Below are 14653 nucleotides of genomic sequence, written 5' to 3'. Positions count from 1 at the left end.
CAGCTAAATATTCCGCCGTTTTGTGCTCGCCTTTAGCAAGGTGTACGGCGCGCAAAGCATAATTTGCCTGCGCTTTTTCCAGCATAATGATGGATATTTGAGAGCAGGCGCCTGGCGAGGCGCATAAAGTCAGCATGCCGGACTACACACGGTTCTGCTTGAGAATTTTGGAATAAGCCAGCGCGCTGGGCTTTGGCTTCCGCTCAAAGGTTTTTCTGTCCACAGTGTGCAGGCCGAACTTCGGTTCGTAACCAGAAACCCACTCGAAGTTATCCAACAGCGTCCAGTGAATGTAACCTTTTACCGGCACGCCCTTATCAATCACACTTTGCAGATGCTTCAGCGAGTTAGTGATAAAGCGTTCACGCTGACTGTCATCTTCAGTACCAATCCCGTGCTCAGAAACAATAATGGGCTTACCGGTTTCTGCATAAGTATAGGCAACACAGTTAGCCAGAGAGGAAGCATCTATCCAGCTGCCTGAATGGTTTTTCTCTGCATCGTCCGGCGTGGGAACGTGTCCATTTTTATCCCACACTACCTTTTCGTAATTTTGCACACCAATAAAATCAGTCTCTTCAACTTTAAGCCAGTCGCCGTAGTTGTATTTACGCATCTCATTGCGCACAGAATCCGGACCTGCAGATTGATCATCCAGCATTGCCAGGGTAAAACCAACGTCCAGGTTGGTGCGTTCGGCTTTAATAGCCTGACGTGCCGCTTTATGGCCTTCTATCAGAATGGGATTCATTACATCTAAATCCTGCATGCGCGCGGCATTCAGGCCGGTAAAGTGCTCTGATTGCGTGGCTCTGCCAGCGGCAGCCAGCATTTTTTCCTGCATATCCCACACGAAAGGCGGGACGCCGAGCACTTTTAGCAGGCGAAGTAAGTTAGGTTCGTTAAAAGTAACCGCGTAGCCAATACCATCAGCCAGCTGTGCGGTAACTTTACTGCAATAGTTGGCGAACAGGGCTGGCGCTTCCGGGTTGGTCCAGCCGCCACGGGCTGCAAACCATACCGGGCTGGCAAAGTGATTAAAGCTTACCAGAGGTACCATGTTGCGCTTGTGGCAGCCGTCGATAATGCGTTTATAATGGTCAATCATTGCCTGGCTGAACAGGCCCGGTTCAGGCTCGATGCGTGCCCATTCAATTGAAAAGCGGTAAGCACTGAATCCCAGATTGCTGCACAAATCCAAATCGGTTTCCCACAACTCAAAACTGTTACAGGCATCACCGGACTGCTCCTTAAAAAGCGTGGGCTTTACGTTTTCCAGTAACCAGATATCCGAATTAACGTTATTACCTTCAACCTGATGACCCGCACTGGCTGCACCCCAAAGAAAATTGTCGGGAAACTGACCGCCAGCCGGTAAAGATGAAGAGGCGGCTTTGGCAAAAAGCGGGGCGCTCATTGTGGCAGAGGCCATAGCAAGGAATTGTCTGCGGTTGATCATGTTACGTCCTGATGTCAAAAATTAATTTCTCAACTGTAAAAATAACGTGAATCAACTTTCAGGAATAATAATCATTTTTGGCGGTTGTATAGTTTGGATTAATGGTTAAACCTGACACATTCCGCGAGCAGGGCGAACGGTTCGGGGATTTTTTCATCTATAGTTTTTATCAATACATGGCATCAAATAAATAATTTGTTCGTATTGAAGAAATTACGTAAGTTACATTTTGTTAAAAACTTGAAAAGGATGATAACAAAATGAGCGATATGACCCTGAACCGCTACAAAAGCCTTGAAACCGTGGTAGGAGCGGTCATCAACGGCTTATTCAGTTTGTTTTTTGTTTTCCTGATCTTCGGAGGGCTGGACGTGGTGCCTATGCAGGGCGACAGCGGTCTGTTCATTGACAGCATTCCTCAGGGGCTGGCTATCGGCTTTATGGGGGCGTTCTTTCCCTCATTTCTTACCCGCAAGCGTATCCGCAACGGCCAGTTGCACATCAATGGACAATCCGGTCACACATCCTGGCTACCGTCTCATCCGGTGCTTCGTGCACTGGTGTTTGCTGTATTTGGAGCGGCCCTGTCATTAAGCTTTTTTGCGTTGCTCACTTTTGCTGTAAATATCGAAGCCCTCGCGTTCAGTACAGCCGCTGTAGTAAAAACAATCTGGGGAATTTGTCTGGGGGGGCTTGTTGCTGCTATTACCATCCGCCTCGCGCTGAACGATTACGCTCATTGAGTTCAAAAACGTCTTTGCACCCATGTGTCAGTGGTGTTGCCCCGGTGAAGGCCGGGGCTTTTTGAGATCAAAAGCATTTACCACTTCAGCGACACATCGCCCAACAGACCAGAAGGTCTGAGCGGTGCATCCGGCACATAGGCGGGCAGGGTGGTGAAGGTGTACTTCTGCTTCACATCCGGCTGCGCGTCACCGATTAAGCGGTTCACCCACAGGTTCGTGATATTCAGCGTTACCGTATTCTCACCGGCTTTCAGATAGTCTGATACGTCGGCTTCGAACGGTGGCTTCCATAGTGTGGTCACCACCTGTCCGTTCACGACCACTTCCACCACATCCCGCACATCTTCAATATGCAGCTGCACAGGTTTGCCCTGCATCGTTTTGTCTATGTTGAAAGATTGGGTGTAGCTGGCGGTGCCGGAGAAATAACGGATACCGGTATCGTCCGACTCCGCCCAGTTTCCGGCTGACAAGGTCGCTTGAGCCGGGGCGCCACGGTCTTGCTGGAAGGTCACCTGCCATTCGTCTTTCAGCGTTTTTGATTTGCTGAACGTGGAAGCAACCTTACTCACTTTTGCCGGTGAATCACCGAATACCACATAACCGGATTCGTAGGGTGCCAGGGTTTTCTCAATGACGGTAACGCCGTCTTTTTCTGTACTGTCGATGGCTGTAATGGCACCGGTAACCGCGTTGTAGTGGTACGGCTTCTTGCCCGACACATTGAATGACAAGGTGACTGGCTCTTCACGGTTTTTACGGTTGGTGTAGTAGTAAATCTCTTCGCTGTCTGTCTGACGGTGAACGAAGAACAAGGTGGTATCGTCATGCTTGCCTGCGTAGCGGAAGTCCGGTGTGATACCGGCTTCTTTAATACCGCTCTCTACGTTGTCGGCGTTGATGACACGGCCTTTACCGGTTTTACCACTCCACAGTTTATTGGCAAGATCGGTAAACCGGGCGGCATCGTCTGCCAGCGACGGGCTGGCCAGTGGCTTTTTACCAATAATCGTTGCACCACCGGCGACCAGTTCAGCAATCCGCTCAAGCACCGGTAAGGTCATGTATTGCGAGGTACCGCCAAGATACAACACGGCATAGCGCTGGCCAGATTCTGTGCATAAATCCTTGCCGCAGTTTTCGAGCAGTTCAGTAATGATGTCGTTATTCACATAGTCAAACGCATTTTCCAGCGGCACATCTTCTGAGGGCTTGTCGTTGTATAGCGCGGTGGGCGGTGTGTCTTCACCGTAGAAGTAAGCCACATCCGCCTTGAAGTGACCTTGCTGCAACATGTAAGCGTTACGGCTGATGTAGGTTACCCAGGGTTTGGCATATTCTGCCCAGGTTTCCAGACGGTTAAAGTACTGACCAAACACAAATAAACTCAGGCCGGGGCCGTCGTCGTTGGGCTGGTGAACCGATGTATGGATGATGGGGCGGTTTACACCCAGTGCAAATTCCATGTCGATCATGGGCTGCAAATCCCGTGGCGAGAAGGCCCAGGGAGAAGACGCCGACGTCAGCGACTCTGCCGCTACCAGGTTTTGCCCGTAGATGTGTGCCACAGAAGCCGCTTCGCGGATATCTGCCCAATACTGCGGCTGCGGCCCAACCTGATTTTGGGTATCGAAGGCCCACATGGCGGCCATAGGCACATCGGCGTTACTGCGAATACGCATGCCGTCACCCAGAGTTGGGCGACCGTTCTCCAGTGCTTCGGAGTAGTGTTTCAGGCCCGCTTCTTTTACTCGCTTGCTGATCACGGCGTAGTGATTGTCTGCCAGCATTTCGCCTAAGGTTAAGCGGTAGTCGTAGAGAAATTTATCGGTTTGTACCGCATCACCAATGATCACGCCAACCAGTGCCGGTAACCAGGGCGTTAAGTCATATCCGCGACGCTGCCTGAATTCCGCAAACATGTCCGGCGTCCAGTTCGATGCGCCTACTTCAATACTGTCGTTGAGTAAGGCTTTTACGCCTTCACCTAATGCATACTCGCCGCTGGCGTCTTTATACATGTTGAGATAGTGGTCGATGTACGCATTAACCGCGTCTGCGTCGTATTTATCCACTTCCAGCCCGGTAGCTGCCACTGTCGCAGGGTGGTTTTCTTTGCCGGTTAAGCTGTAGCCCAGGCGGATGATCTTCCACTGTCCTTTTTCAGGGTGCCAGTTCAGTGAGCCGTCTGCATTGAGCTTGTCGGTAATATCGATTACGGCGTCTTTGGCGATGCCTTGTTCATCGTGTTGATACGACAACGGATAGTAGTCTTCAACAATGCCGAAACCGGCTTTATCTTCGAAGCGATGCACTTTTGCCTGCGGGTAAAAGGCCACTTCCAGCAGGTTTACCGGTTCTTGTTTCTTTTCACCCGTAGGTAACTGAAAGCCCGGCGGTGGCGCAGCGCCCGGTGCGGACGAAGACGGCAATGCAAACTTACCGTTCGGGTTTGCGGTCATCACAATTCGCATATACTGCGCGTTAACCGCAGGAAAACTGATGGTGGTTTGAGTGGTTGAGCCTACCGGAATGGTAGTGACATCTTCGAAGTTTTTACCATCAACACTGGCTTGCAGGGTGGGCAGAAAGGCCGCCGGGATAAACATGCCCGGTGGTGGCATGGCAAAAGATAAACTGCTCACCGTTTTGCTTTCACCGAAATCGAAGGTGATTTCCAACGGGGCATCCGGGTGTGACGTACTGTTTGTGGATGCGCTGAAAGAACTGTCACTTAATACCGCTAAATTTAGCTTGTCATCATTGTTGGTGCTTACAGAAACCGGTTGAATGCGTCGGTCGTGCACCGGTACCGCCAGTACGGCGATGTCTTCGTAATGTACCGGCAAAGTTTTGTGACCATGGGCCGGATCAGCAAAGATTTCGTCTGAGCCATAAAAATCCTGAAAAACGCCGGTATTGGTGGGCGGTTGGGGCACCCGAACGGCTTTTTTCTGTCTGGCGTCGATGGTAATTTCGCTCCACGCCAGCTTTTTCATGCCTTGTTCCGGCTTCACCCAGGGACCCCCGGTTTCACTCCAGCCCGGCGACGCGGCGATACCGAATTCAAAATTGTGTTTATTCGCTTCGCCCAGCGCATATTCAAAGGTGTCTTTCCAGGCCGGTGTCATGTATTCCAGTGTGGTATCAACAATCTTCGGTGTCATTAACTGGGCATCAAAGTTCTGCACGCCGCCAATGCCTACTTTGTTCATCCAGGTGAGATCTTTTTCTATCCCTTCACGGGTAACGTTCCCGTTCATCCAGTGCCACCACACTAAAGGTTTGGCAGATTGAGGCGGGGTGATGAAGTCATCTTCGAGTGTGCTTGCAGCGCTGTTAAATGAAAGCAGAGAAAGGCCCAGCGCCACTTTGGATAATGTGAACAGATACGGTTTTACGGGTTTGGTCATAAACTTGCCCCTTAAAAATGATAATGAGGGCTGGCACTCTCGTGGCAGCCCTCCGCGTAGGAAGATTAATTAAAAACGGGTTCTGAAGCCAACAGATAAGAAGCGGCCCATGCTCTTATAAGCCACACCCTCATCGATGTTACGGAACGGAGGATCTTCGTCCGTCACGTTATCAATGTTGAACGTTACCTGCGTATCCATGCTGAAGTCATAGCTGGCGAACAGCGACAGGGTGGTGTAGGAATCGATATGTTCCTCTGCCACATCAGCACTGCCACGGTAATAAACTGTACCGGAGAAGTACCAGTCGTCACGACGTAAGCCTAAAGTGGCCACACTGTTGAACGCTGAAATGGCTTCGTTAAAGTCACCCAGTGCCAGCGTGTCGTTAAAGCCGGCGCCTTTTACGTTCTCTTTGTCACGGTTCATGATGTAGGTACCGCTTAATGAGAAGTCCAGCTCACCTAAATCGATATCGCCAAACCATTGCACTGAGTAGTCCAGACCATCAACTTCGTAAGCGCCCATGTTCGATTTACGCTGGTCGCTTACCACATAGGGTAAGCCGTAAATGTCGACCATGGCTTGCAGGCTTTCGTAACCCTGAGTCGGGAAGTCGCCAAATTTCGCGATGATTTCTTCCACCGATGACGGGTTTACAATGTAGTAGTCTTCATTCACTTCTGCATCATAATACGCCGGGCCGAAGAAGAAGCCTGCGTTCTGATCCAGACGATCTTCGTACGCAATGCTCCAGTACGTCAGTGACACCTTCGTGGAGTCGGTGACGTACCAATCAGTCCCTAATGACATAGTTTCTGCGGTTTCAGGCTTAATGCCTTCTGACGCACCGCCTAAAGTAAATGACGGCTTAAAGAAATCAGGGACGAAGGGGCTGTCTGATGAACGCAGCGGACTGATTGGCAGGAACAGTTCATACTGCAGCGGTGCCGCTAAGTCAGCCAGTGCCGGGGCGTGGAATGATGTGCCCCAGGTACCACGAACGGTAACGTCTTCGGTGGGGTTCCAGGTCACCGCAATTTTCGGGTTTGAACTTGAGCCTACGTCGTTGTACTTGTCGTAACGGCCGGAGATAGACACGTCCAGATGCTGGATACCCGGCATCATATTGTCATCACCAACAAGGGGGATGTAAATTTCACCAAATACCGACTTAACGTTACGGTCGATGTCGCGTACTGAAGAGGTAGAAGGGTTACCCACTTCGCCAGCCGTTACCGACTGATAGAAGGATTCTTCTCGGTATTCTGAGCCTACCGCTGCCCGCATCATACCCCCGGCAATTTCAAACATGTCGCCGTTGGCAATGACTTTGAATTCCGTTAAATCCTGATCAGTACTGGTGTCGTCAAGCCAGTTATTAATGCCTGCCAGTACTGATGCACTGGTTTGTGACACGTCATAAGGGTTAAGTGCCGTCTCAGTGGTACTGGCAGAAAGTGCTGCAAGCTGAGCATCAGCGTTAATAGAATAGTCATGATAGTACGACGTACTCTTACCGTAGTTCACGGTACCTTTAATTTTCCACGTATCGGTGAGCTGATAAGTCAGGGTGGGCGTAACCTGCCATTGCTCATACATGGACGGGTTTGCGCCGGCGCTGCCCCACACATCCGCGTAAGAGAATGAAACCGTGTTAGAGGTCTCATCACCCACAGCGATAAAATAAGGGTTGTCAGAGGTAATCGTTGCGGAAGCACGAATATCTGAAGGGTCGTAATCTGTGGCTTCACGGCGTGAATAGTACGCCAGCACATCCAGGCTTAAACGGCTGGACAGTTCCTGAGTCAGGTTGGCGAACAGTGAATAACGGTCTTCTTCCGGATAATAAGACTGGTCGTCGTAGGTAGAACAGTAGTTCGGTGATGATGCATCTACACCGGGCAAACCATATAAGGTGTCGTCTAACAGAATGTTACCGGGCGTACAGGACGTAGAACGGTAATCTGCACCGCCAACACCGGTGAGATCTTCTTTAATGAAGTCCTGATCTTTACCGTACATCGGTGAACGGTCGCCGTAAGAGAATGCAGTGACCAGTGTGCCTTTATCCCAGCTTGTGCCAAAGCCGCCGGAAATATCAATGCGGTCGTAGTCGCCTGCACCCATACCATATTGTACGCTAAGTTCACCGCCTTCCATGTCTTTCTTAGGAATGAAGTTGATGACACCGGCAACAGCATCAGAACCATAGATAGACGAGCCGCCGTCCGGAATCACTTCTACGCGCTCAAGCAAACTTGCCGGGATCATCGACGAGTCCACCCAGTTCATCGGGCCAACCGGTACGAGGCGGTTACCGCCCAACATGACCAGAGTCGCCATTCCGCTCAAGCCGCCAATACCGCGAATTTGTGGTGGCTCAAAAGGAATTGAGGCTGTGAGGGTATTTTCCGGCACGGCGTTGAAGTCTGCCATTTGTGGAATACGGCGAAGCAAATCGGTCGCAGAGGTCACACCCTGCTCAATGATTTTTTCCTGATTCAAACCAATCACGTTGGAACCGACGGGATTAACCCCTTCGATCAACGTACCGGTAACGGAAATGACTTCAACGTCTTCCTCGTCTTCTGTTTGTGTGTCCTGTGCAATGGCAGTGGCGCTCATTGAAACGCTTAATCCTGCAATAACAGCAAGAGAAAGCTTGTGTAGTGGCATGGGTGTTTTCATCGTTATAACTCTCAGTATTAACCGACAGGTGTGTAATTTGTTACCAAGATTTAACAATGCATATACAAAAGTAAAATACTATATTTTTAATAATGTATTAGTTCAGACTATGCATGCCCTGTGAGGTCAGGCAGAGTAAGGTTTTCCCGTGGGGCAATTCTCTACGTGATATCGAAAATATAAATATCAAATATGATTATTATGGATTGAAAATGATTGTTTGTGAGTCCTGAATGGCTTGCGATACGTAAAAAACCTTGGGTTTTGTAAACAGTTGTTGTACTTTTTAATCAGAATTTTCCTTCGTGAAGCAGTTTTTAGCCGTGAAGCCAGATGAAATCCCCTTCTATGATTTATATGGTGAGTCGTTTTTAAAGCTAAGCGCTGATTTTGTTCATCTGGAAGATATCCGCGCCCGCAGTGCGGGATTGGGGTGGGAGATCTCGCCTCACCGCCACGGCAAATTATTCCAGCTTATTTGTGTGTTTGATGATGAATGGACAGTGCAACGGGATGATGAAAAGCTGACGCTTCAGGGAGACTGGGTAGTGACACTACCGCCCGGCGTAGTGCACGGATTTACCTTTGCGCCGGACACAAACGGCTACGTGCTTTCCGTTAATGCCGATGTGGTAAATGCATTGCGCAGTGACAGCGCTATCGCGGACTTTACCGGTGCAGTATGGTCTTCACAGGCTATTGAATTTCAGGACAAGCATCAGTCTGAACGGTTCGTTGCTTATCTGCATATGCTGGCCGGTGAAATGCGCAGCAATGATCCCGGCGCCACAGTGAGCATCCATATGTTGCTTAAACTTCTGTTTGTGCTGGTTGCCAGGCAACAAAATACAGCCCGTAATCTTGCCGGTACATCGGGCCGGGATTCCAGAGTATTGTTGGGCTTTCGTGAGCTCATCGACAAGCATTATCAGCAACATATGAATGTGAATGATTATGCATCGAAATTGTACATTTCTGTCTCTACCCTTAGCCGCATATGTCAACAGCATCTTAATACCACCCCGAAAAAGCTGATCCACCAAAGGCTGGTAAATGAAGCGAAGCGGCGACTGATTTACACCCGGCAATCGCTGGATGAAATTGCTGATACGTTAGGGTTCAAAGATACCGGCTATTTCTGTCGTTTCTTTAAACAGGCGGAAGGTACTACGGCGGGGGAATTCAGACGCCGGAGCGAGCTGTAAACGTTCTGCTGCACTGGTATCTGTTTATGACAATTTATTTATGGCTGTAAAATCTGTTTTGAATGCTGATGAAAGGGGCGAAAGCCTTTTAATTCTTATTTAAAAGGCTGAATTGTAAATAGTGCTTTTTTACTTGTATTTTTCGTATCGTTATAGAAAAAACTAATGTCTGTCGTCGCATTTCTTAACAGCATCTGTTGATTCGCGGTAGCATACTGTTAGCCCTGAAACGGCTTGTAGTTATTACGCCGCAACTGAATCGTTTCTGACAGCGAAATCCGGTGCCCGAAATATTTTGCGCTCCTTTCACTGTCAGCAGGAGAATGAATTAATGAGTGGTTTTACTGTTGATGCCGACTGGCTGCACTGGTGCGAGTCACCGTCGAAGCCGAAGTTTGTGGTTCCTGAAGGTGCTGTTGATGCACATTGCCATGTGTTTGGTCCCGGTAATGAATTCCCCTTCGCGCCGGAGCGCAAGTACACGCCATGCGATGCGTCTAAAGACCAGTTGTGGGCGCTACGTGATTATCTGGGTTTCAGCCGCAACGTCATTGTTCAGGCTACCTGCCACGGCGCTGATAACCGCGCACTGGTTGACGCACTAAATCACTCTGATGGTCTCGCCCGCGGCGTTGCTACCGTAAAAGCGGATATTACTGATGAGGAGCTTCAGGCTCTGCATGCCGCTGGTGTACGGGGCGTTCGATTTAACTTCGTAAAGCGGTTAGTAGACGCGCTGCCCTTCGATTCGCTGGGCACTATTGCTGAGAAAATTAAGCCACTTGGCTGGCATATCGTTATTTACTTTGAATCTCAGGAACTGCCTGAGCTGTATGATTTTTTCACCAGCCTGCCTACCACTGTTGTGGTTGATCACATGGGCCGCCCTGACGTAACAAAACCGGTAGACGGACCTGAGTTTGCCCTGTTTCTGAAACTGCTGGAAGAGAATAAAAACTTCTGGTCGAAAGTAAGTTGTCCTGAGCGCTTGTCCATTGTGGGACCGGAAGGTGGCTACGAAGACGTCGTGCCGTTCGCCCGGGAAGTGGTTACCCGTTTTGAAGACCGCGTGCTGTGGGGAACAGACTGGCCGCATCCGAACATGAAAACACATATGCCGGATGACGGGCACCTGGTGGATATGATCCCCAAAATCGCCCCCACGGAAGCATTGCAGCGTAAATTATTAATTGATAACCCCATGCGCCTTTACTGGGCGGATTAATCATCGCCGCCGGTGCCTTCAGGAATGATGCAGGTCTGGCTGGCTGAACAGAAATGAGTTGGGAGAATAAAATGAAAGTAATCGTAGTGGGTCCCGGTGCGTTCGGGATCAAACACCTTGATGGCCTGAAAAATATCGATGACGCTGAAGTTGTTGGTCTGGTTGGCCGTAATTTAGAAAAGACACAAGCCGTGGCAAACGAATACGGTATTCCGAATGTGTATACGTCTCTGGACGATGCACTGGAATCCGATGCTGATGCCGTAATCCTCTGTACCCCTACACAACAACATGCTGCGCAATCTATTCAATGTATGAAAGCCGGCAAACACGTACAGGTCGAAATTCCGCTGGCAGACAGCTGGGAAGATTCAGAAGCGGTAGTGAAAACCCAACAGGAAACGGGCAAAGTCTGCATGGTTGGTCATACCCGCCGCTTTAATCCTTCGCACCAGTATGTGCATAACAAAATTACTGCCGGTGAGCTGAATATTCAACAGATGGATGTACAAACGTACTTCTTCCGTCGTAAGAATATTAATGCCAAAGGTGAGCCCCGTTCCTGGACCGATCACCTGCTGTGGCACCATGCTGCCCACACTGTGGATTTATTCGAATATCAGGCGGGTTCTCCTATCGTTAAAGCGAATGCGATTCAGGGACCAATCCATCCTGAACTGGGTATCGCACTGGACATGTCAATTCAGCTGCAGGCTGAAAACGGTGCAATTTGTACACTGTCACTGTCGTTCAATAACGATGGCCCGCTGGGTACATTCTTCCGCTATATCTGCGATAACGGCACTTACATTGCCCGTTACGATGACCTGGTGGATGGCCGCGAAAATGCCATTGATGTGTCCAACGTCGATGTGTCGATGAATGGTATCGAGCTTCAGGACCGCGAGTTCCTGTCTGCCATCAAAGAAGGCCGCGATCCGAACAGTAGTGTTCACAAAGTCATTAACTGTTATAAAGTGCTTCACGATCTGGAGCAGCAACTTAACAGCTGATGCTGCTAGTCTTCCGTATCGTGTGTCGACAACGTCAGGCAACGACAGCCAGCGTATCCGGCATGATGCGGAAGCGGTATAAAAGTTAACGGGAGAGAGAGAATGAAACAAAGAAAGCTGGCTGGTCGTCTGGTGTCCGAAATCGGCCTTGGATGCATGAACCTCAACCACGCTTACGGCGCTTCAGTCTCTCAGCAGGAGGCCAGCAAGTTGCTGGCTTCTGCTTTTGAACAGGGCGTTACCCATTTCGATACTGCCGCGCTTTACGGTTTTGGCAGCAACGAAAAGCTGGTGGGTGAAGCCACCAAAGGTTTTCGTAAAGACATCTTTCTGGCCAGTAAATGCGGCATGACAGGCGTTGACGGCAAACGTGTCATCGATGGTCGCCCGGAGACCCTGGTAAAAACTCTGGATACCGCTCTGCAAAGCCTGCAGACCGATCACATCGACCTGTACTACCTGCACAGAATCGACAAAGATGTGCCAGTGGAAGAAAGTGTGGGTACCTTAGGTGACATGGTGAAAGCCGGTAAAATCGGTGCCATTGGTTTGTCTGAGGTGTCAGCAGACTCTTTGCAGAAAGCCCATAAAGAGTTCCCCATTGCTGCCCTGCAAACAGAATACTCTCTGTGGACCCGCAATGCAGAAATTGCTGTGCTGGAAACCTGCCAGAAACTGGGTATCGATTTTGTGGCTTTCAGCCCGCTGGCCCGTGGTTATCTGGCTGGTGGTATCGACAACCCGGAAGCACTGGCAAATGGCGATATCCGTAAAGGCATGCCACGTTTTCAGGGTGATAACTGGACAGCGAATCAAAAGCTTTATGCTGAGTTTGCAGCCCTTGCTGAAGCAAACGGTGTTACGCCGGCTCAACTGGCTATCGCCTGGGTTCTGGCACAAGGTGACCATATTCACGCTTTGCCCGGCACGAAGTCAGAAGCGCATTTAACGGAAGATTTAAAGGCCAGCGCAGTGTCTCTTGATAAGCAGGTATTTGCACAGGCTGATGACATCATCAACCGTCAAACCGTGCAGGGTGCCCGCTATGGTGCAGGTGCACAGGCAGATATTGATACAGAAGATTTCTGAGTATTTCCGGTTAATATATTTCTGAACGTTTCCCAACCTGATAGTAATTGAAGTCTACCGAGCCGCCCGGGGTTTTTGTCGCGTAGTTGAACAGACCGAAACGATATCCCATGAAGTGCTCGGGGATTGTATACCTCATGTGCAACTTCGAACCCAGGGGTATCCAGTCTTCATCGCCGAATTTGTAGTAGAAAGAGGCGACGTTTGTCCGGAAGTCGCAGTCTATTCGTAAAAAAACTGCTTCCTGACCCCGGGGCACTGATGCCTGACTCCCTACAGATGACTTTGGAGGAACAGGCTTGTCTGAACCGGGAGCAGCCTGTTCAACAATTATAATTTTGTTGTCGCCTTCTGCTCTCACACCAATAAAGCCATATTCCTTTTGCAGGGCAATCAGGCCTGCAACATCTCCATCTTTCATGTTGCTGACATCTATTTGCGTGTTCGCAGAGCTGGTTGGCCCGAAAGTGCGCTGGGTCAATGTATTTCGGGCGTGAAGTACGTTTTTATCTATCCGTGATGTGGAAATTCTTAAGCGTCCGGGATCACTTAGTAGAGTCCAGTTTTTGTCATCTGGATTATGGTTCCATTGCCATACCAGCGGGAGTAGCCGGTCGCCTTCCTTTCTTTCGAAATCATCAGAACTGACCAGCCCTTTGTATCCTGCGCGGGCAGGAAGGTGAGGCAGTATATCTGGCACTTTACCTTCTACCCCTAATACAGGCCAGTTGTTTTGCCAGCTAACAGGAACCAGAAAAGGAATGCGTCCTACAGGTCCACGATCGCCAAATAACATTGCGTACCATGCGCCATCCGGCGCCTGAATCAGTCCCCCCTGAGCGACCTGACGGTCTTGCATCATTATGCGGCTTTCATAGGGGCCTGTTATTTCATCTGCTCTGTGAACGATGACAGTGCGTGACCAGTGGCTTTCAGGAGAAGCTATTGTGAACAGATAATACTTCCCGTTAATCTTGAACATCTGTGAACCTTCAGCAGGAAGGCCGCCAGCATCGTGCTCGCCAAATACAAGGTTTGCGTTATCTATCAGTATTTTATTAAGACCTTCAGGTTTAATCGAAGTAGCATCTTCGTCCAGTTCAATTAGTTTTATCTGACCACCTCCGTAAATCATATAAACACGGCCATCATCATCAAAAAATAATGAATTATCATGTAATGCCGGTTCAAAACTGTGTGACTGCCAGTCGCCGGTTTCTACATCAGTAGTAGAATAAGTATGGGTTTTTCCTGAAGTAGCGGAAAATGTTGATACGTAGAAACGGTTATTGTGGTAGCGAAGACTACTTGCCCATGAGCCTTTGCCGTAAGCATTTTTACCGTTTTGCAAGTTGATTTCTTCGTTTTCCACGAGCCGGTCGTAGGCATAACTCACGATTTCCCAGTTGACCAGGTCATCGGATTTTAAAATTGGCAGCCCGGGGCTTAAGTGCATTGTTGTGCTGCTCATGTAGTATTTATTCCCGGCCTGCACCACCGAAACGTCAGGTAAATCCATGTTAACTACAGGATTGTGAGCAGCCAGTGTAACGGACGAAAATACACACATCAGATAAGAAAAAAAATATCTGTAACAATTACCCGTACTCACCCGTCTTTCCCTTAATATCAATTTGCCAGGTAAGCCCCATACTCCGGGAGAAAAAGAGCAATTGCGAGGGTAATACTAATAAACGTAACTGCGGTGTAACTAAAAAGTAATGTTTGTTTCTTTGTGTTAACAAAAACGCAATCGGGTTTAAGATTTTTCATAACTCCTCAGGATTGAAGCCGCTTTTACTATCACATGTA

General features: G+C 49.3%; 9 protein-coding genes. 5 read left to right on the top strand and 4 right to left on the bottom strand.

The annotated features are described in order from the left end of the window. Positions 1–142 precede the first annotated feature (142 nt). Positions 143–1459 carry a glycoside hydrolase family 1 protein gene (locus AC4PME_RS13745; protein ID WP_491044708.1) on the bottom strand — a complete coding sequence of 439 codons (1317 nt, stop codon included), beginning with the start codon at positions 1457–1459 and terminating at the stop codon, positions 143–145. 260 nt (positions 1460–1719) lie between these two features. On the opposite strand from AC4PME_RS13745, the gene AC4PME_RS13740 reads away from it, so the two are divergent. Next, entirely contained in the window at positions 1720–2202 is a 483-nt protein-coding gene (locus tag AC4PME_RS13740; RefSeq protein WP_491044709.1) for a hypothetical protein, read from the top strand. 77 nt (positions 2203–2279) lie between these two features. Here AC4PME_RS13740 and AC4PME_RS13735 read toward each other — a convergent pair whose 3' ends face one another. Both AC4PME_RS13735 and AC4PME_RS13730 read right to left on the bottom strand, forming a co-directional pair. After that, entirely contained in the window at positions 2280–5618 is a 3339-nt protein-coding gene (locus AC4PME_RS13735; protein ID WP_491044710.1) for a glycosyl hydrolase, read from the bottom strand. 69 nt (positions 5619–5687) lie between these two features. Next, the gene (locus AC4PME_RS13730) at positions 5688–8297 is read right to left on the bottom strand and encodes a TonB-dependent receptor plug domain-containing protein (RefSeq protein ID WP_161599067.1); all 2610 of its coding nucleotides are present in this window, start codon (positions 8295–8297) and stop codon (positions 5688–5690) included. A gap of 317 nt (positions 8298–8614) precedes the next feature. Between AC4PME_RS13730 and AC4PME_RS13725 the strand changes: the two genes are divergently transcribed. The 4 genes from AC4PME_RS13725 (at position 8615) to AC4PME_RS13710 (ending at position 12841) form a co-directional block, all read left to right on the top strand. Beyond that, a complete protein-coding gene (locus AC4PME_RS13725) occupies positions 8615–9514 on the top strand; it encodes a helix-turn-helix domain-containing protein (protein WP_119499671.1) in 900 nt (299 codons plus the stop codon). Positions 9515–9845: 331 nt separating this feature from the next. Further along, positions 9846–10739, top strand: a complete 894-nt coding sequence (locus tag AC4PME_RS13720; RefSeq protein WP_119499672.1) for an amidohydrolase family protein — start codon at positions 9846–9848, stop codon at positions 10737–10739. A 71-nt stretch (positions 10740–10810) separates the two neighbouring features. Then, positions 10811–11752 (top strand): Gfo/Idh/MocA family oxidoreductase, encoded by a 942-nt coding sequence (locus AC4PME_RS13715; protein WP_491044711.1) that lies wholly within the window; start codon positions 10811–10813, stop codon positions 11750–11752. Between the two features lie 102 nt (positions 11753–11854). Then, positions 11855–12841, top strand: a complete 987-nt coding sequence (locus AC4PME_RS13710; protein ID WP_491044712.1) for an aldo/keto reductase — start codon at positions 11855–11857, stop codon at positions 12839–12841. A gap of 10 nt (positions 12842–12851) precedes the next feature. Here the strand turns inward: AC4PME_RS13710 and AC4PME_RS13705 are convergent, their stop codons facing one another. Beyond that, positions 12852–14411 carry a glycoside hydrolase family 43 protein gene (locus AC4PME_RS13705; RefSeq protein WP_491044775.1) on the bottom strand — a complete coding sequence of 520 codons (1560 nt, stop codon included), beginning with the start codon at positions 14409–14411 and terminating at the stop codon, positions 12852–12854. Positions 14412–14653 lie beyond the last annotated feature (242 nt).

The organism is Alteromonas sp. (genome assembly GCF_984505615.1).
The sequence above is the reverse complement of the archived record's forward strand: the minus strand, read 5'-3'. Positions and strand labels throughout refer to the sequence as shown.